Genomic DNA, 18,899 nt, shown 5'->3' on the forward strand with positions numbered 1-18,899 from the left:
TCTTCATTATGGATAGAGCGTGGAATTCGGGTCCGCTAGACCCCGGCCCGGCGGGACAGCCGGACCAAGTCGTCCCGGGAGGCGACCGGACGGCGGCCCTTGCCCCAGCCGACCTTCTCCCGGTAGCCGCCGAGCAGGCCCGCTTCGGCAAGTTCCGCCTCGGATACCGGCATGGCTCCTTCGGCCTGGGGCGCCACATAGAGCGCATCGGCCGGGCAGTAGAGCTCGCACATGAAGCAGGTCTGGCAGTCGCTCTGGCGGGCGATGACCGGAATGCCGTCCGCTCCGCGGTCGAATACCCGCGTCGGGCAGACGGACACGCACTGATTGCACTGAATGCACCGGCTTGCGCTTACGATTTCGATCATTGCAGCACCTCCTCCTGGACAACCTCTTCGCGGCTGACCCGGATTTCATCCAGTCCTTCGGTGATCAGGCGGTAATGCTGGGCCGCATCCTCCGACCGAAAGTCCTCCCGCTTATGCATCCCGCGGCTCTCCTTCCGCTCCAGCGCGGAAGCGTACATCCAGCGGGCGGTGGCCGTCATGGCTTCGGCTTCCCGGGCCTTGACGCCTTCGGCCGTCCGGGCCGCGGGGCGGACACGCTGCTCCCGCCAGAGGCTGTTCAGCCGCTGAAGGGAAGCGGACAGCCACTCTTCCGTTCGGAACAGGTTGATATCGTACGGCTTCACTTCCCGCTGAACAGCTTCCGTATATTCGCCCGTCCGCGCTGCGGCGCCGCTCTCCTCCTTCCCGCCGCGCAGCGGAGAGACGGCCAGCCCGGCGGGACGGCGGTCCGCCGCATGCCGCCCGAGCGACAGCGCGTACTGCGCCGCCCCTTCTCCGGCGAACGAGCCGGAGGACATCGCCCATGCGGCGTTGTGGCTGCCGCCGCCGGTGAAGCCGCCGCAGATCAGCTCCCGCGTCGCGGCGTCCCCGGCGGCGTACAATCCCGGCACCTCGGTCCGGCAGTCTTCTCCGGCCAGCCGGATGCCGCCCGTTCCCCGGACCGTGCCTTCCAGCCGGAGGGTAACCGGGAAGAGGTCGGTGAACGGATCGATCCCGAGCCGGTCGAACGGCAGGAAGAAGTTCGTCTGGGCTACCCGGAGCAGCGGACGGATATCCTCGGGGGCCTGGTCCAGCCGGGCGTACACCTGGCGGCCGGCCAGGAGATTGCGGGCGATCACCGAGCGGCCCTTCTTGGAGCCGGCCCCTTCCACGACCGTCCCGTCTTCATAATAGAAGCTGGCATAGCTGTAATACGCCGTCTTCGTTACCGAAGAGAAGGTCGGGCAGATCGCGTAGGCGTTCGAGAACTCCATGCCCGACAGCGAGGCTCCCGCTTCGGCGGCGAACAGATAGCCGTCACCCGTCAGCACGTTGCACCCCAGCGCCTTGCTCAGAAAGGCGCAGCCTCCCGTGGCGATGACCACCGCTCCGGCAATGACGCTCCAAGGCTCGCCGCTCTCCAGGCGTACCCCGGAAGCTCCGGCAACGCCGTGGCTGTCGGCTGCAAGTTCCATCGCCGGGCTGTGGTCCAGAATGCGGACGCCCGCCTTCTTGACCAGCCGGCGCATGAGCCGCATATATTCGGGACCTTGGAGGCCGCGCCGGTGCGGGTTGCCGAACTCGTCGACCGGGAACGGATACCCCAGTACGCCGAGACGGTTCATATTCGCATAGGTGCGGTCCAGCACCCGGTTCATCCAGCGGTGCTCGGCAAGCTCCCCTCCGAGCCGGAACCGGCTCGCCTTCGCCTCTTCCCGAAGGCGGGCTTCGGGCTCGACGTACCAGACGCCCGTTCCCGACGGTGCGGTGGCTCCGCTCGTGCCGCAGTATCCTTTGTCCGCCAGCACGACCTTGGCACCGGCCGCTGCCGCAGCCAGAGCCGCCCAGGTTCCGGCCGGACCCCCTCCAAGTATAAGTACATCCGTTGTTAAATGAAGCGAGTTCAATTTCGCATTCGTCATGGACGCTCACCCTCTCTTGTATATGGCCTCAATCGCTTTGGTCTCAATCGCGATGTCCTTTAGCCGCGATAACTGTCCCGCCAGAACAGCAGACGCTTCTCCAGGAACCGGAACAGTGTATCGATCAGCTTGCCCACGACCGCAAAGATCAGAATGCCGACGAAGATAACCGCGGTATCTGAATTCTGCTTCGCTTCATTAATAAGGAACCCGACGCCGGACCGGGAGCCGATCAGTTCGGCCACGACCAGACCGATCCAGGCGACCGCCATCGACAGCCGCAGACCGAGCAGGATATTCGGCAGCGCGGCCGGGAGGATCAGCCGCCGCAGCCGCTGCCACGGGCCGAAGGCCAGTACCCTTCCCACTTCGTACAGCTTGTTCTCCACCCCGCGTATTCCGGCAAAGGTATGGATATAGATTGGGAAGAATGAGCCGCTCATAATGATCGCCACCTTGGAAATTTCGCCGAAGCCGAACCAGAGAATAATCAGCGGAGCGACCGCCAGATGCGGAATCAGCCGCAGAACCTGCAAAGCCGGGTCCAGCAGATACGCTGCGCTGCGGAACAGCCCGGTCAGCAGGCCAAGCAGCAGACCGAGCGCGCTTCCGGCGGCAAATCCGAGCAGCGCCCGCCAGACGCTGATCTCCAGATGGCGCAGCAGCTCGCCGGAGGCTGCCAGCCGGAAGAAGGACGCTGCAATCGACGCAGGGGTTGGCAGAAATTCCGCCGACACCCAGCCGGCTCCCCCGGCAATCTGCCAGACGGCCAGCACAGCTGCCGGCAGAGCGGCCGCCTGGCCCCAATCGGTCAGCTGCGCTCTCCAGCCGGGCCCTGCCGCCGGCCTTCGGGCAGCTTCCGGCCGGACCGGCTTCGCCCGGCTCTTGCCGGCCGGTACGCCCGGGACCGACTCGGCGATGCGTTCCACGTGTTCACTCAAGATTGATTCGCCTCCTTCATCTAGGTCAGAGCCTCTTCCTTCCACCGGAGCAGACGCCGCTCCAAGAGCCGGGCGGCGGTATCCGTCAGCAGACCCGCTGCCGCGAACACCAGGATGCCTACAAAGACAACGGGCGTATCGGCGAACTGCCGGGCATCCGACATCATATAGCCAATTCCCGATGTGGAGGCGATCAGCTCCGCCACCACCAGTCCCAGCCAAGACAGTCCCAGCGACAGCCGCACTCCGAGCATGACATTCGGAAGCGCCGCCGGGAGAACCAGCCGGGTGATCTGCCGCCGCCGGTTGAACCCGAGCACGCGCGTCACCTCGAACAGCTTGTTGTCTGCGCCGCGAATTCCCATAAAGGTATTGATATAGACCGGGAAGAAAGCCCCCTTGGCAATCAGCAGCACCTTGGACTCTTCGCCGATTCCGAACCAGAGAATGAAGAGCGGCACAACCGCAAGGCTGGGCACCATCCGGATCATCTGCAGCGACGGGTCCAGCAGCTTCTCGGGCCGCCGGTACAGGCCGACCAGCACGCCGAAGAACAGTCCCAGTCCGCCTCCCAGCAGAAATCCGAGTCCCGCCCGGACGGCGCTGACTTTCAAATTGTTCCACAGCTCCCCCGAAGCCGCCAGCGAGAGGAAGGATTGGAGAATGGTATACGGGGTCGGGAACAGCAGATCCGAGATCAGGCCGTAATGGCCCAGCGTCTGCCAGACGGCCAGCAGGGCAGCCGGCAGAATGGAGCCCAGCAGAACAGCGGCCAGCCGGCCCGGTCTGCCCGGGCCGCGAAGCGTCAGGGCGCGGTTGCTCATCGGGCAACGCCTCTTTTGTTCATCAACATCATTCTTCCTCCTCAGATTCCCGCGCCGTCCGTCAGCTCCAGCTCTTCCACCTTCTCGAACTCGCTCAACACCCGCAGGCGCAGCTCCTGAAAGGAAGTGCCGGCCTTCTTGCGCGGATACGGAAGATCGATCGGAATAACCCGCCGGATGCGGCCGGGGCGCGGCTCCAGTATAACGACCCGGCTGCCCAGAAAGACCGCTTCGTCAATATCATGCGTGACGAAGACCATCGTCGTCCGCCGGGTCTGCCAGATATCAAGCAGCACCGCCTGCATATGGGCGCGGGTGAAGGCGTCCAGCGCCCCGAACGGCTCGTCGAGCAGCAGAATGCGCGGACTTCGCAGCAGCGCGCGGGCGATTGCTACCCGCTGGGCCATCCCGCCGGACAATTCGCGGGGATAGGAACGCTCGAAGCCTTCCAGCTTCACTAGCGCAATCAGCTCATCCACTCTCCGGCGCACCTGCGGGTCGCGCAGCGACAGATCGGAAGCGATATTCTTCTCGGCGGTCAGCCAGGGGAACAGACGATGCTCCTGAAAGATAAATCCTTTATCTATGCCCGGTCCGCGGATCGCCTCTCCGCCCAGCGTCACGGTTCCCGAGAATTCGGTGTCAAGCCCGGCCACAATGCGCAGCAGCGTCGATTTGCCGCACCCGCTTGGTCCGATGACCGTGATGAACTCGCCCTCCTCCACCCGCAGATTCACTCCCTGAAGGGCCCGGACCCCTCCGGCGGCCGTTTCAAATGACTTATTCAGGTTCGAGATCGCCAACAGCGCTTCTCCCATGGCCTTCCTCCTCGCTCCCGTACACAAAAAAGACAGAGATTCCGCGTCCTTCAACGCAAAACCTCTGTCCGTACAGTCGGGTTTGTGATTTAATTCATAGTATTCTAATGAGTTTTGTTGTTTATTAACCTATCATTGAATCCCGGCTCTGTCAACCGTAAAATCAAGAATTTCGGCACAGCGGCTTCCGGGCTATCTTAGAGCAGCAGGCCGAAGGAATGCCGGATCACGTCGCCCCGGCTGATAATGCCGACGAGCACCCCGTTCCGCTCAACGGGGAGCTTCTTGATGTGCTTTTGCCCCAGTATAGCCGCAATGCCGTCAATCTCATCATCCCAAGCCGCCTTGATCACCTTGCGCGTCGCCACTTCCATCACGTTGAGTTTCAGCAATCTCTGGGCGCGCTGTTCCAGCGCTTCGTTGTCGCCTTCCAGCAAAAAGCTGAAATAGACATAATCGACGATTCTGTCCTTCTGTCTCCCGATATAGCGCATAATGTCCCCGTCGCTGATATAAGCGACGATCTCGTTGCGCTCGTTCACAACGGGCAGCCCGCTGATCCGGTGCTCAATGAACTTCTCAATTACCGCGCGTACCGTATCGTTCTCCTTAACCTTGTATACCTGCCGAATCATAAACTCATGAGCCTGCATTCCTCTTCCTCCCCGTTAATTGCGATAAGTCAGCATGGCGAACTGCCTGGCCAGATACGCGGGCGAATAGGGCATATCGTTCTGCAGCCATTTGATAATGACGCCCATCAGCGCCGACGATCCGTACCAGATGGCGATATCCTTCTGAATTTGCATGGAAGATCCATCCGGCTGAAGCTGTTCCTGCCGCTGGATCTCTCCGAGAATCAGGTTGGAGATCAGATCGAGCAGACGCTCGGCGAAGACGGAAATGCGCCGCGTCGCCAGCACGGATTTGTAGAATTTCGAGTTGTCCGCGATGTGCTCCAGCAGCTTCAGCAGCCGTTCCCGCCTGCCCCCCGGAGAATTCCGCTGCTCGGGGTCCGGATTGTCGACGGACAGAATCCCCGAGATTTCCCGGATCATTTCATCGGCGATCCTGTCCATCAGGTCGGGGACGTCCCGGTAGTGCAAATAGAACGTAACCCGATTGATGGTCGCCCGCTCGGCGAGCTGATTCACGGTGATTTTATCGACTTCCCGTTCCTGGAGCAGCTCGAAAAAAGCCTGCTTCAGCAGCCGCCGGGTGCGCAGCACGCGCGGGTCAACTTTGCCGGAGGTGTTCATCGTCCGGTCTCCTCCCCTCAAACAAGTAATTAACAACCTTTAAGGATGTGTCGTATATCCTTGACAATTTAGACTGTAAGCGAAACCATACTTGAATTATTTACATATCGAAGGAATGTGTCGCTTGTAAACCGGCCATTACCTTTTATAATGATTGATATGCTGTTAACTATACTACGCTGTGTAAATTTAATCTATGGATATACGAAAGGATGATTCCTCTTGAGCAAGACTGCTGCCGCAGGCACCGCCGCTTTGAAGAAAGGTCCCATTCTGCTGGTTATGATTTTGGGAGCTTTCCTCGCAACGCTGAACCAGACCGTCATGAGCGTCGCGATTCCGAAGCTCATTCATGAATTCGGCATTACGGCGGCCACCGCGCAGTGGCTGACAACCGGATATATGCTCGTCAACGGTGTGCTGATTCCGATAACGGCTTTTCTGATGCAGCGCTTCTCCACCCGTCAGCTCTTCCAGGCTTCCATGTGGATCTTCCTGATCGGAACTCTGGTATCCGCAGTCGCGACCGACTTCTCCGTTCTGCTCGCAGGACGTCTGATTCAGGCGGCGGGCGCAGGCATCATTATGCCGCTGCTGATGAACGTCATTCTGGCGATCTTCCCGCCCGATAACCGCGGCGCTGCCATGGGCATGGTCGGGCTGGCGATCATTTTTGCCCCGGCGATCGGTCCTGTGCTGACGGGTTATATGCTGGAGAATTACTCCTGGAAAGTGATGTTCTACGGGATGCTGCCCTTTGTTGTCCTGGTTATTCTGATCGGCATGATCTACCTGAAGAACGTCTCGGAGAAGACCGCAACGGCGCTCGACTCGCTCAGCGTCGTGCTCTCCACCATCGGCTTCGGCTCCACGCTGTACGGCTTCAGCCGCGCGGCAAGCCTTGGCTGGTCCAGCGCCGAAGTGCTCTCCACCATTGCCGCCGGCGTGCTCTCGCTGATTCTCTTCACCTGGCGGCAGCTCGTCTCCCGGCAGCCTCTGCTTGATCTGCGGGCCTTCAAGTACGGCATGTTCTCGCTGACCACGCTCATCAATATCGCCATCACCATGGTAATGTACGCCGATATGATGCTGCTCCCGCTGTATCTGCAGAACGTCCGCGGCTACTCGGCGCTGGATTCCGGTCTGCTAATGCTGCCGGGCGCAATTGTCATGGGCGTGCTGATGCCGGTTACCGGCAAGCTGTTCGACCGGTTCGGCGCCAAATGGCTGGCCGTTGCCGGCATGATCATTACGATCGGAACCACGCTCGGCTTCGTCGATCTGACCGATAAGACCACTTATATGTATCTGCTGCTGCTCTCCACCGGACGCCGGATCGGCATGGCGCTGCTGATGATGCCGATTCAGACGGCGGGCCTCAATCAGCTCCCGGCCAAGCTGCACGCGCACGGAACGGCCATCTCCAATACGATTCGCCAAGTGGCCGGAGCTGTAGGCACCTCGCTGCTTGTCACGATTATGACCGACCGGACCAAGACCCATTATGCCGACATGATGGTCTCCGCCGCCAAGTCGGGGCTGGACCCGAAGCAGATCGCCCTTCAGGCGAATATTCAGGGCATCAACGATGCGTACGTCGTGATTGTCGGCTTCGCTGTAGTCGGCCTGCTGCTTACCTTCTTCCTCAAGGGCAAAGTCCCGGCTTCGCGCAAGGACGCCGAGGCTCCGGCCCGCCAGACCGCAACCGAATCCTGACCCCTCTCCGCCGCTAAGCCAGAAGGGCCGTTCCAAAAGCCGGCAATGGCCAGGGACGGCCCTTCTGGTTGTACAACGACAAAGCGGCCGTCCAAGGATAAGCTCCTTGAACGGCCGCTTTCGTTGTCTTCTCACATAAAGATCAGTTCGGCCTTGCGGCCTTCAGCGTCTGCGGCTCCTTGAACGCCTGGACTTTGCCTTTGCTCTGAACGATAATCATCCCGTTCTCGGCCAGGGTCGGGCCGAACACGTTGCCTCCGGTGACCAGTCCGACCACCGGCTGCGCCGTCTGCAGATTGACCGCGATCAGCTTGCCGTCCGTCTGGATGATATAAAGACCGTGACCGATAAGATCCAGACGGGCTATGGCATAGCGAAGGCCCGCATTATAGCCGACCGCTGTCTTGTTGGCGGTCTTGACGCCATAGAGGTTCAGATTATTGGCGTCGGTGAACAGCATCCGGCCATCGAACGGGCCGGCGATATAATGGGTACCTGACGCTCCGCTGAGGTAAGTATCGCGCACCGTCTTTGCCGGATCGGCGTCGGCGGGATAGCTGTAGACCCGGTCTCCCCCGTCAAGGTAGATCCGGTCTCCGCTGTACCAGGCCATGCCGCCGCTGCGGATGACGCCGTCCTTGGCTGCCGGATGGTCAGGGTCCACATTCTCGGGATTGTAGACGACCGTCTTCTCCGTCTTGCCGGTCCGGGCGTCCAGCCAGTCGAGGGTGGTGAGAACCTGCATGTCCAGCAGATTGCCCGTCCGCTGCGAGATGACCGTTCCGTCCTTGACCGCGGCCGGAAGCGCATGGTTGTCCGCTTCCCACAGTCTGCGGCCGGTCGCCTGGTCAAACGCATACAGCACCCCGTAGGTGTAAGCTCCCGACACGGAACCCTCCGCCAGCACCAGACCCTCTGCGGCGATCATGCTCTCTGCGGGCAGATAGCCGTCCTTCACTGTGGCCTCCCACAGCGATTTGCCGTCCTGAAGCCGATAGGCCCGAATGCCGCCGTCGGCCGCCGCGAACAGCTTGTCCCCGTCGATCAGCAGCTTTCCTGTCTTCGCAGCCGGCTTCGAAGAGGCCCACAGCCGCCGACCCTTGGAGCCGTCCACGGCATAGATCATGCCGTTCTTCGAGGAGACGTAGACCTTGCCATTCCGGTACTGAAGCGGCCACTGCAGGCCGGCTCCATATTTCCAGAGACGCTTGCCGGTCTGGGCATTCACAGCCAGAAGCTGGCCCTTCTGAAGGAAAAAGACGTTGCCGTCTCCGGCAGCCACGGCCCCGCTGTCAGCCATCGTGTAGTCGTTCCCCAAGGCGTCCGCGGGCAGACTCCACTGCGGCTTGACGTAGGTCAGCCGGTCGACTTCCGAGCTGTAATTGCTGCCGCTGTACGACGTGTGCGGCCCGTAGGCCGTCAAGGCTGAAGCCGTCCCCGGCAGGGTCAGGCACAGGCCGGCGAGCGCTGCCAGCGCCGCTTTTTGCCATACTCTACGAAGCTGATTCTTCATGGATTTCTCTCCCTGTAAAAGTATGGTTGTCCTCTCCGTATGATTATACACCTTTCCGCAGGCTCCAGAATCACAAAAAAACGGCGAAGCCCCTATTCATTCACAGGCTTAGCCGTTCATACCGTTAGGCATTCGTTAGATGAAGGACAAATTCCGCCTTCTTCCGTCTGCATGCGTCAGCAGATTCCATCCAAGAGTCCGGCGTAGACCAGCCCCTTGCAGATGCCTCCATCATTCACATCCGCAGTGACATAGTCGGCATAAGGCAGCAGTTCGGGCGTGGAATTGCCCATCGCAATGCCGAGACCTGCGAGTTCCAGCATCTCCTTGTCGTTCAGACCGTCGCCGAAGGCCACCGCCTCTTCGGGCTTCATGCCGAGCAGATTCAGCATCGCTTCGATTCCCTTGGCCTTGGAGCTGCCCGGAGGCAGAACATCCATCGCATACGGATGCCAGCGGATCAGCCGCAGCCGGTCCAGCAGCTCTTCGTACAGGGGCTCCTCCTCCGCCTCGCAGTGCAGGAAGATCTGGTAGATTTCATTGCCGCGCCAGAACTCCGGATCATATCCCGGATGCTCGACCTTCAGCGAATTCACGGAATCCGTCACGAACGGATGGTTCTCGCTGTTGGCGAAGTAGGCGTCGGCCCCTTCAAACACCAGGCTGTGCCCGTGCCGGCCCGATGTCTCCACCAGTGCGGCAATCGTCTCGGGCGAGAGCGGCTGCTTGTAGAGCGTGTCCCCCTTGTAGACGACCAACGCCCCGTTCAGGCACACATAGGAGTCTATTCCCAGTGCTTCCGCCAGCGGCTTAATAAAATAAGGGGCCCGCCCGGTCGCAATGACCGGCTCCACCCCGCTGTCCTTGAGTCTCCGTACGGCTTCCAGCGTATCGGCCGGAATCTCCTTCTCTTCGTTGACCAGCGTTCCGTCGATATCAAAAAACACAATCCGGTATGCCACGCTTCTGCTCCTGTCCGCGGTTCTCCGCCAGCGCGGTCCGCTCTGTAATCTCGTGTCCCGCAGGCTCCATGACCCGTGTAAAGTTCATGACCTTAAAGGTTCCGAACTAAAGGTACCACGGCCTGTCCGTGGTGGCAAGGCGGCCTGTCTTCCGCCCGGCTGCTCGGGCAGCCGCCCGGCCGTTCGGCAGCCGTACTAAGACTGTCCCGAACTTCTGCGCCTCCCGGATGCCTCTCGGATACTCTCGGATAATGGTATAATAATCAGACCCTATTATCGGCTTGTCCGCAAAAGGAGTCCTGAAACCATGAATGCTTCTCCGTCTGCTTCCGCTGAATTTGAATTCGGCGTCTACACCCTCGGCGACCTGGTCGCCGATCCGCTGACCGGGCAGTCCGTCAGCGCCCACCGCCGCCTCAAGGAGATTGTCGCCGCCGCCAGACTGGCCGATGAAGCCGGGCTGGATGTGTTCGGCGTCGGCGAACATCACCGGCTTGATTTTGCCGTCTCCTCCGTTCCCGTTGTCCTGTCGGCGCTCTCCCAGGTGACGGAGCGCATCCGGCTCGCCAGCACGACGATGGTGCTCAGCACCATCGATCCGGTGCGGCTGTTCGAAGATTTTGCCACGCTGGATCTGCTGTCGGACGGGCGGGCGGAAATTATGGTGGGACGCGGCGCGTTCACGGAGTCCTTCCCGCTGTTCGGCTACAATCTGGAGGATTACCAGCGGCTGTTCGCCGAGAATATCGGGCTGCTCCGCGAGCTGGGCGAGCGGGAGAGCGTGACCTGGGAAGGCGAGTTCCGGCCCTCCCTGCACGAAGCCGAAATTGCGCCGCGGCCGTATCAGCGGCGGCTTCCGCTGTGGGTCGGCGTTGGCGGAACGCCGGCGAGCGCCGAGCGGGCCGGCCAGCTCGGCGCCGGAATGGCCCTTGCCATTCTCGGCGGCAGCCCGGAGCGGTTCGCGGAGCTGGCCGGCGTGTACCGGGCTGCCGGCGCGGCGGCGGGCCACTCTCCCGAGAGTCTTCGGGTGGCGATTACAAGCCACTGCTTCATCGGCCGGACGCCGGAAGCGGCGCTGGACAGCTTTTACCCTTACTATCTCAACTATCTGAACGGCTTCTGGGCCAAGGACGGCCGGGATTACCGCTTCACCCGCGAGGAATTCTCGGCCTACACGGCGGCGGACAACGCGCTGGCCGTCGGGAGCCCGGAGCAGATTGTAGAGAAGATTCTCTACCAGCATGAGCTGTTCGGCCACACCCGGTTCATGGCCCAGATGGACGTCGGCGGCATGCCGTACGCCAAGGTGGCCGAGTCAATCGAGCTGCTGGCGACGGAGGTCGCGCCGGCGGTCCGCCGGGAGATTGCGCGCCGCAGCCGCCGGGATCAGACGGGAAATTAGTAGACGAACCGGCGCTGCACGCCGAAGCTGAGCAGGAACAGCATGCCCTCCACAGCGAGCTTGGCCGGAATCAGAGGAACACCAAGACCGGTATGGAGCACCGACAACAGCCCGTAATTCAGACCGAGAATCAAGGCGGCGAGGGCGTAGTAACGCCGGACCGACCGTCCAAGCGCCGTGCCGCTGCGGCGGCCGAACACCAGCTTCCGGTTGACCGCGTAGTTGGCCGCCGAGCTTCCGGCTCGGGCGAGCACGACGGACAGCAGCAAGTTGGACGTCAGCGCTTGAAGAAGCAGGAGCAGCAGAAAGTCGAGCGCGCCGGATACCAGGGAAGCGGCGCAGAACTTCAGAATCGGCAGGTAAATCTTCAGCGAGTCCGCCACAGGCCGGAAATGGGAGGATTCGTTGCCGTTCAGGTAGACCGTCTCGATGGGCAGCTCCCGAATGGCATAGCCCTGGACCGGCGCCTCCAGCAGCAGATTCATTTCGTATTCAAAACGCTCTCCGGGCACCTGGCACAACCAGCGGAGCATGCTCCGGGGATAGCCGCGCAAGCCGGTCTGCGTATCGCCGATCGGTGTTCCGGTCGCAGCGCCGTACACCCGGCTCGTCAGCCGGTTGCCGAACCGGCTTCGGAGCGGCACTCTGCCCGTGAACTGGCGGCTGCCAAGCACCATGCCGGATTCCGCCGCTTCGCTGGCGCGGCCGACGGCCAGAATATCTTGCGGTGTATGCTGGCCGTCACTGTCGGCGCAGACGACCGCGGCAGAGGGCACATGTTCCAGGATGTACCTGAACCCGGTTTTGAGCGCACTGCCTTTGCCACGGTTGGTTCCATGCGTCAGCACGGTGCAGCCCGCGTCTCCGGCCTGCCGGAATACCTCCCGGTAACGTTCGCCGCTGCCATCGTCGACGACCACAATCGGCGCATCGGTCATCCGCCGAAGATTCGCAATCAGCTCCACCAGCCGGTTGTCCGGTTCATAGGCGGGAATTAATACCGTCATGGCTTACCCCTCCCCCAGATACAGAATGTCGCTTACGCCCCGCTCCTGCCCTTTGCCTTGCGGATTATTGACCACCCGTCCCTTGAAATAAAGGGTTGACGAGCCTCCGCCGTCCAGATTGTAAGCCTCCGTTGCGCCGAGATCGGCCATCAGGCCCGCGAATTCGTTCAGCGTCATGCCCCGGCTCTCGCTGGACCGGCCGTCCACAACAACGAACACATAATGATTGGGTGCAATCATGCCGATGCCGGTCCGCGGATTGGCGTTCGAGATGCCCCGGTTGCCAAAATTCGTATCAATCTTCACGCTGTCCAGATTCACCGCGAGCTTGCCGCCCCGAATCAGCGCCGGCCCGAAAGAGAACGTCTGGAGCGCGCCGTCTTCTAGCAGCTTCTCCGCCGATACCTCCGGCTCCTCATAGGCGGCCATCGTCCCGTCCTTGTAGAGCGCCACGCCTTCCCGCGCCGGCTTATTCCGGTACAGCACCCCGTTGCGGATAATGACCCCGTCGTCCCGGAACCCGTAATAGTCGCCGTTGATGGCCAAGACCGCTCCGTGGTCAGAGGCGATTCCGGATGTATTCTCGGTAATATTGGTGCCGAAGGAATTCTGCGCGAATGCCGACTGAAGCATGGACGCATCGGACACCTGAACATCCGCGACGTAATAAATAACCGCACTGCTTCCGCTGCCTTCCGTCTTCTTCGTAATAGAAATGCTCATATTGTCGCTGCGGTAGTTCCAATCGTCGGATACTGCATTCGCAGCCTGCTCTGCGGCCGTCTCGGCCGCCCGGGCGTCTTCGGGAGCCGGCTGAGCCACGACTGCCTCCACATGGTCGATTAAATATCGGTCTGCCAGACCATAGGCCGTTCCGCCGAGCGTCAGCAGAACCGCGGGAATAAGAATCCATCTTCGTCTGAAGGAGCGCTTGATCTTCATAGAGGGACCGCCTTTCGTTATCTTGTTCAGTTACGGGTTCAGTATAGAAACCAACCCTTAAACGAACCTGAAAGGCCGGAGGGGACCGAGTGCGGGCGAGGCAAGCCTGCCGATGTTCCCATTTTTGCGGGAAGCTGTTCCGGTCTTTGTCGGACCTCGGAACGAAATCTCAACAAATCCGGTGCCGGATGCCGATATAGCGGGTAAGAGAGTAAGATGAATTTCCGCGAAAGCGAGGGTACCTATGGTCAAATTGTCGAATATGCGCGTCTTGGGGCGAAGAATACCGGTCTTACTGCTGGCGGCGCTGCTGGCGCTCGGCGTTCCGGCCGAAGCCGGCGCCGCCTACACAGCCAAGGTCTACACCTCGTCGCTGCCCGTGCTGAAGGAACCTGCCGCAGAGGCTGCGGCCAAGGGGTATCTGAAGAGCGGTGCGGTGGTGACGGTTACAGACGAGCAGCACGGCTGGGCGAAGGTGAGTTCAGGCTCGCTGTCCGGTTGGGTAGCAGGCTATTATCTCAAAAAAACGGGAGGCGGCACTTCCGCCGCCCCCCTCATCATCACCTCGGCCGCCTCGGCCGCCGCTTCGGGCCGAGCGACGATCACGGCGGACTCGCTCCGCATGCGGAGCGGCCCCGGCACCGGCTACCAGGTGATCGGCTCCTTGAACGCCGGAGACAGGGTCCAGATTCTGTCGTCGGAGAACGGCTGGTACCGGGTGCGGACCGCCGCCGGAGCGCTGGGCTGGGCCAAAGCGGACTACGTGAAGACCGGCGGGGCTGCGGTGACGACCGTGGCATACAAGACGGCCTCCGCTTCCGCACCGGCCCGGACCGCCGGACTTCGCGGCAAGCGGATTGTGGTGGACGCCGGGCACGGGGGCGATGATCCCGGGATGGTAGGGACGACGTACGATACGCTGGAGAAGGATTTGAACTTGCAGACGGCGCTGTATCTGCGCGACGATCTGACGGCGGCCGGCGCCCAGGTCACCATGACGCGGACCCGGGACAGCCAGAAGCCGTCGCTGTCCAGCCGCGCCCTGCTCTCCGGCAAGGTGGGAGCGGATGCGTTCGTCAGCGTGCATTACAACTCCTCTCCGAAGAAAGTATCCGGGACGCTGACCTTCTACTACTCTCTGTCCGATGACCAGAAGCTGGCCCGGGCCATTGAAGGCCGACTCTCCGGAGGCATCGGCCTGAGCAGCAACGGGGTCTCCTACGGCAACTACTATGTGCTGCGGAACAACTCCGTACCGTCGGCGCTGGTCGAGCTGGGCTTCCTGACCACGGCCCGCGATGAATCCATCGTGCGGACGGCCTCCTACCAGCGCCAGGCCGCTCAGGCCATCGCCAACGGGCTGGCGGATTATTTCAGCCGGTAACTGAGAAGCACGGCCTTATAGGATACATGGGCAAAACAAAGGGACAGGCCGGATAGGATCCGGACTGCCCCTTTCTGTGCGTTCTCTATCCCGCTTCCGTCTCTGCCGCGCCGTAGGCGTTCTGCCGCTACACGTTCTGTCCGTATTCCGGACCCGGCAGCTTGCTCAGCACGACATGCAGCGAAGAAGGCCCTCCGCCGCAGCGGTAAGCGAACTGCTCTCCGCCTCCGATATGGAAGGCGTCGCCCCGCGCCGCCGGATACTCGGCGCCGTCGGCCAGCACCGTTCCCTCTCCTTCAAGCACGGTGATATAGACATCCGCGCCGGGGTGATTATGCAGCGGCAGCTCCTGTCCGGGCAGGAAATTCAGGACAAACAGGACACTTTCCCCTTTTTGGAACAGCACCCGCTTGGTAAAACGTTCTTCCTTATATTCCATCGCGGCGGTAACCGATGCTTTCTCCATTCTGGATTCCTCCTGTAAATGAGATTTGTTCTCATTCTAACAAAAGAGCAGCCTTCTCCGTGTGATCCTGCGCACTCTTGGCCTTTCGCTTATTCAGCGGATCAGGTCGTCACCTTTGGGATACAATTCGGCCGCCGCTTCTCTGCTGCCGGTCGAAGCGATCAGTCCTTCAGAAGTCCGTTCAGATTGACGGAGCCGTACGGACGCATCCGGATCGTATAGGTCTGGTTCATGCCGAAGGAGGCCAGATACGCCTTGTATTCTTCGACCAGAGCATGCGGCAGAACCGTCAGAATCACGCCCGCGAAGCCTCCCCCGTGCACCCGGGTCGCACCGACGCCGCCGTGATTGCGCAGGAACAGCTCCGTAAGGGCAAGGTGAACCGATACGCCCTGCTCGTCCGGCGCCGAACTGGCGTAGATATTCTGCAGCCACTTCCACGACGAGTTGCCGGATTCCGTAATCAGACGCAGGAATGCCTGCGCGTCGCCTTCCGCCAGCGCGGCGATGATGCCGTCAACCCGTCTGTTCTCCTCAAAAAAGTGCAGGGCTCTCATCAGCGCTCGGTCTCCCGCCTTCTCGCGGATTTCGGGAATCCGCGCCAGCACGTCTTCCTCCCGCAGCTCGCCGAGCACCTGCGCACCCAGCACGCCCGCAACCGCCTTCATTTCGGACGGAATGGAGGAATACTCCGCGCTGAGGTCGGCATGGTTGCCTCCGGTCGGAACGATCAGCAGCGTATAATCCCGGTTGATCGCCTGAAAATCGACGCTCGAAATGGCCGGATTGGCCGCATCCCGGAAGTCGATCGAGATCAGGCCGCCATGGCCGCAGGCCATCTGGTCGAGCAGACCGGACTGCTTGTCCCACTTGTGATTCTCGGCATACTGCCCGATCTTGGCGCAGTCGACGACGCTCAGCGCTCCCTCGTTATAGAACGAGTTGACGATGGCGCAGATCAGCATCTCAAATGAGGCCGAGGAGCTAACCCCGGCGGCGCTGATAACGTCGCTGGTCAGGCAGACATTGAAGCCGCCGATGCGGAAGCCCTTCTTCTCGAAGCCCTCCAGAATGCCGAGCACCAGCGTATACGTGCCCGAAGCGCCCGGAACGTCCGCCCGGTTCGCCAGATCAAGGGTGAAGTCCTCGTTGTAGTCCAGACTGACGATGCCGACCTTGCCGTCGCTGCGTCTGGAAGCAACGCCGATGCAGTCCATATTGATGCTGGCGGCGACGATTTTGCCGAGATTGTGGTCCGTATGGTTGCCGCTGATCTCCGTGCGTCCCGGCGAGCTGAACAGGAAGACGTCGCTCTCGCCGAAGCGGGAGGCGTATTCATTCAGAAGGTCTGCATAGCGCGCGCGCTGCGCCTTCGTCACTTCCGGGTCTTGGCCGTACATCTCTTCAAGAAGTGCAGTGAATGCCTTCGATTCCAGTAATGCGCTTGTCTGTTCCAGTGATGGCATGCGCTCATTCCCCCGTTGTATGTGTGTAGAAATACCGCCGCGCCCCGCGCGGCCCGAACTTCTTCATTGTCGGCGCAGGGCGCCGGGCTTGTCAATACCGCCGTCCGGCACTCCGGTCCGGCCGCCCTTGGAAGACGGCCCGGCTACTCGGCCTGAACCGCCGCCTGCAGCAGCGACAGCGCCTGCTCCGCGTGCTTCGACTTGTTGACGACCCCGCCGAACAGCTCCATCTTCTGCAGAGGCCAGTTCTTCACCAGGGCGCTGTCCGTAAAATCAACCGCCGACGGACGCTCGCTGCCGTCTTCGTCCTTGGCCGTCAGCACCCGGCTGTCCTTCGCTCCGTCCGGGAACCATTCCGCAAGACGGGCCGCCGGAAGCTCGGCGTACAGGTCCTGATTCGCCAGCCAGTCGTAGCAGTTGCGGTCCAGCACAAGCAAGTCCGGCGCGTCTGCCGCCAGCACGGCCATGGCCTTCTGCTTGTAAGCCAGGTCCGCCGTCCCTCCGCCTGTCGCATTCGGCACATAGACAATCTCCGTCTCGATCCGCCGGAATCCTGGAAGCGTCTTCACCATGGCGTCCTCGAGGGGCTGTCCGTTCCCTTTCGGATCGTCGTCCGCCTCGAATTCTCCAATGAACATCACATGAAGATCGACCGGCGGCAGACTGGCCTCATAGCGCTTCTTCTCCACCCGGTTCGCGATGCCCCAGACCGCAAAGCCCAGAACGGCAAGAACAATCAGGGAGACCAGCACCTTCGTTCCGTTCATCCGGAAGAAGGTCTCGGTCCGCTTGGCCATTCCTGCGAGCGGGCCGTACTTGGCCAGCCGCTCTTCCTCGGCACGGCGGATGTCTTCCCGCTGGAGGGCCGACAGAATCAGACGGTAAGCTGCGGTTGTCCGCTCATACGCCAGTTCGGCTTCGGATACGCCCTCTGCCGATCCGGCGCTCACCGACCGCCTCCGCTTCAAATGCAGGTCGAACCGGCGGTCGATCTCCTCGCGGGAGGCGTCCTCCGGCAGCTCCAGAAGACGATACGCTGCTTTTACTTCTTCGTTCACTTGCTCTCTCTCCTTCTTCCCGGGCGGCGGCCGGAAGACCGCCGCTCTCCGTAGCGCTTCGTCTCTCCCATGATAGCACACATCCCGGGGAGATTTCCTCTCTCTGCAAGCGGGATCCGCCGCAAGACCGGGAACGGTCTCCGTTCCCGCCGGACTCGGATTTGGGGGCCGCCGGAGAGCGGCGCCCTCTCTTTTTTTGCCGCATCTGCGCGCGCTGGCTTACAATGAAGCCAATGAACCCTGCACAGGGAACGGAGGATGAATATGAGCATAACCGCCCTGAGGGGCACCTACGGCTTTCGCTTCTCGGACGATCCCGATCTGGCGCTAGGCAGCCTGTTCGCCGTCGGCCATGAGACGGTCCGCCACCCCGGCTACTTGTGGGACGGGCTTGTCCGGGAGGACGGTCCGCTTCTGCTTCTGCAGCATACGGTCTCCGGGGAAGGCCGGTTCGAGCGCGGGGGACAGATTTCCCGAATCGGGCCGGGCCGGGCTTTTCTTGCCGAGATTCCCGGCCGCCACCGTTATTATTATCCCGAGCACGGGACGGAGCCCTGGGAGTTCTACTTCATTCTCATGCGGCCGCAGCTGATTCTCCCCCATTGGAGGCGGTTCACCGGACTGGCCGGAGACACGCCCCTGCTCCCGCCCTCGGGCGCAGCCGCCTCTCTGCTCCGGCTGATCTTTGCGGAGGCCGCCGCCGGCCGCATCGTTGACCCCCTGCTCGCATCTTCCTACGTCTACCAGTTCGCAACGGAGCTGGCCCGCAGCGGAGCCGCCCGCCCCGGACGCTCCGCATGGCCCGAGCCGGTCCGGCGGGCGGCCGAATATCTGGAGAACCGCCGCTGCGAACCGGTCAGCATGGATCTGCTGTCCGACTATGCCGGGTTGTCCAAGTCCCACTTCATCCGCCGCTTCTCGGCCTGCACCGGGCTCACGCCGGTCGCCTACCTGAACCGGCTGCGAACCGAACGGGCGATGGAGCTGCTGCGGGGAACTTCGCTGAGCGTCGAACGGATCGCAGACGAGCTGGGCTACTCCAGCGGCAGCTATTTCATCAAAGCGTTCCGGTCCCAGACCGGGATTACGCCGGGCGCCTTCCGCGGCGGCGGCGAGAGCCTGCAGTACCGCCGGCTGTTCTGGGATTAGAGCTTCCGACCGCAATATTGTGC

At 61.7% G+C, this 18,899-nt stretch carries 18 protein-coding genes; 4 read left to right on the forward strand and 14 right to left on the reverse strand.

Features of this window, described 5'->3' with window-relative positions; all coding sequences use genetic code 11:
* Window positions 1-35: 35 nt before the first annotated feature.
* The 7 genes from RBI05_RS14780 to RBI05_RS14810 all read right to left on the reverse strand — a co-directional run bounded on the left by RBI05_RS14780 (window position 36) and on the right by RBI05_RS14810 (window position 5,811).
* Window positions 36-368 carry a 4Fe-4S dicluster domain-containing protein gene (locus tag RBI05_RS14780; protein WP_150459314.1) on the reverse strand — a complete coding sequence of 111 codons (333 nt, stop codon included), beginning with the start codon at window positions 366-368 and terminating at the stop codon, window positions 36-38.
* Window positions 365-1,969, reverse strand: coding sequence for an FAD-binding protein (locus tag RBI05_RS14785; protein WP_310551668.1), 1,605 nt, complete (start codon window positions 1,967-1,969; stop codon window positions 365-367). Before RBI05_RS14785 ends, RBI05_RS14780 begins: the two co-directional genes overlap by 4 nt.
* A gap of 59 nt (window positions 1,970-2,028) precedes the next feature.
* The gene (locus tag RBI05_RS14790; protein ID WP_310551669.1) at window positions 2,029-2,910 is read right to left on the reverse strand and encodes an ABC transporter permease; all 882 of its coding nucleotides are present in this window, start codon (window positions 2,908-2,910) and stop codon (window positions 2,029-2,031) included.
* A gap of 20 nt (window positions 2,911-2,930) precedes the next feature.
* Entirely contained in the window at window positions 2,931-3,734 is an 804-nt protein-coding gene (locus RBI05_RS14795; RefSeq protein ID WP_310551670.1) for an ABC transporter permease, read from the reverse strand.
* A gap of 41 nt (window positions 3,735-3,775) precedes the next feature.
* Entirely contained in the window at window positions 3,776-4,552 is a 777-nt protein-coding gene (locus tag RBI05_RS14800; protein ID WP_310551671.1) for an ABC transporter ATP-binding protein, read from the reverse strand.
* A 197-nt stretch (window positions 4,553-4,749) separates the two neighbouring features.
* A complete protein-coding gene (locus tag RBI05_RS14805) occupies window positions 4,750-5,205 on the reverse strand; it encodes a CBS domain-containing protein (RefSeq protein WP_150459318.1) in 456 nt (151 codons plus the stop codon).
* Between the two features lie 15 nt (window positions 5,206-5,220).
* Window positions 5,221-5,811 (reverse strand): TetR/AcrR family transcriptional regulator, encoded by a 591-nt coding sequence (locus RBI05_RS14810; RefSeq protein WP_310551672.1) that lies wholly within the window; start codon window positions 5,809-5,811, stop codon window positions 5,221-5,223.
* A gap of 282 nt (window positions 5,812-6,093) precedes the next feature.
* Here RBI05_RS14810 and RBI05_RS14815 point away from each other — a divergent pair, with 282 nt between their 5' ends.
* Window positions 6,094-7,527, forward strand: coding sequence for a DHA2 family efflux MFS transporter permease subunit (locus tag RBI05_RS14815; RefSeq protein WP_310551716.1), 1,434 nt, complete (start codon window positions 6,094-6,096; stop codon window positions 7,525-7,527).
* Between the two features lie 142 nt (window positions 7,528-7,669).
* On the opposite strand, the gene RBI05_RS14820 is transcribed toward RBI05_RS14815, so the two are convergent.
* Entirely contained in the window at window positions 7,670-9,040 is a 1,371-nt protein-coding gene (locus tag RBI05_RS14820) for a PQQ-binding-like beta-propeller repeat protein (RefSeq protein ID WP_310551673.1), read from the reverse strand.
* Window positions 9,041-9,216: 176 nt separating this feature from the next.
* Entirely contained in the window at window positions 9,217-10,002 is a 786-nt protein-coding gene (locus RBI05_RS14825) for a Cof-type HAD-IIB family hydrolase (protein WP_310551674.1), read from the reverse strand.
* A 307-nt stretch (window positions 10,003-10,309) separates the two neighbouring features.
* Between RBI05_RS14825 and RBI05_RS14830 the strand changes: the two genes are divergently transcribed.
* Window positions 10,310-11,404 (forward strand): LLM class flavin-dependent oxidoreductase, encoded by a 1,095-nt coding sequence (locus RBI05_RS14830; protein WP_310551675.1) that lies wholly within the window; start codon window positions 10,310-10,312, stop codon window positions 11,402-11,404.
* Here RBI05_RS14830 and RBI05_RS14835 read toward each other — a convergent pair.
* Entirely contained in the window at window positions 11,401-12,411 is a 1,011-nt protein-coding gene (locus RBI05_RS14835) for a bifunctional glycosyltransferase family 2/GtrA family protein (RefSeq protein WP_310551676.1), read from the reverse strand. The two genes, RBI05_RS14830 and RBI05_RS14835, sit on opposite strands and share 4 nt — an antisense overlap.
* A gap of 3 nt (window positions 12,412-12,414) precedes the next feature.
* Window positions 12,415-13,353 (reverse strand): phosphodiester glycosidase family protein, encoded by a 939-nt coding sequence (locus tag RBI05_RS14840; protein ID WP_310551677.1) that lies wholly within the window; start codon window positions 13,351-13,353, stop codon window positions 12,415-12,417.
* A 244-nt stretch (window positions 13,354-13,597) separates the two neighbouring features.
* On the opposite strand from RBI05_RS14840, the gene RBI05_RS14845 reads away from it, so the two are divergent.
* Entirely contained in the window at window positions 13,598-14,737 is a 1,140-nt protein-coding gene (locus RBI05_RS14845; protein WP_310551678.1) for an N-acetylmuramoyl-L-alanine amidase, read from the forward strand.
* 127 nt (window positions 14,738-14,864) lie between these two features.
* On the opposite strand, the gene RBI05_RS14850 is transcribed toward RBI05_RS14845, so the two are convergent.
* The 3 genes from RBI05_RS14850 to RBI05_RS14860 form a co-directional block, all read right to left on the reverse strand.
* The gene (locus RBI05_RS14850) at window positions 14,865-15,203 is read right to left on the reverse strand and encodes a cupin domain-containing protein (RefSeq protein WP_150459326.1); all 339 of its coding nucleotides are present in this window, start codon (window positions 15,201-15,203) and stop codon (window positions 14,865-14,867) included.
* Window positions 15,204-15,364: 161 nt separating this feature from the next.
* Window positions 15,365-16,669, reverse strand: coding sequence for a galactokinase (locus tag RBI05_RS14855; protein ID WP_310551679.1), 1,305 nt, complete (start codon window positions 16,667-16,669; stop codon window positions 15,365-15,367).
* A 143-nt stretch (window positions 16,670-16,812) separates the two neighbouring features.
* Window positions 16,813-17,727: a hypothetical protein gene (locus RBI05_RS14860; protein WP_310551680.1), complete on the reverse strand. Its 915-nt coding sequence runs from the start codon at window positions 17,725-17,727 to the stop codon at window positions 16,813-16,815.
* 264 nt (window positions 17,728-17,991) lie between these two features.
* On the opposite strand from RBI05_RS14860, the gene RBI05_RS14865 reads away from it, so the two are divergent.
* Window positions 17,992-18,876, forward strand: a complete 885-nt coding sequence (locus RBI05_RS14865; RefSeq protein WP_310551681.1) for an AraC family transcriptional regulator — start codon at window positions 17,992-17,994, stop codon at window positions 18,874-18,876.
* Window positions 18,877-18,899 lie beyond the last annotated feature (23 nt).

This window comes from Paenibacillus glufosinatiresistens (assembly GCF_031470375.1).
Classification (GTDB): domain Bacteria; phylum Bacillota; class Bacilli; order Paenibacillales; family Paenibacillaceae; genus Paenibacillus_AQ; species Paenibacillus_AQ glufosinatiresistens.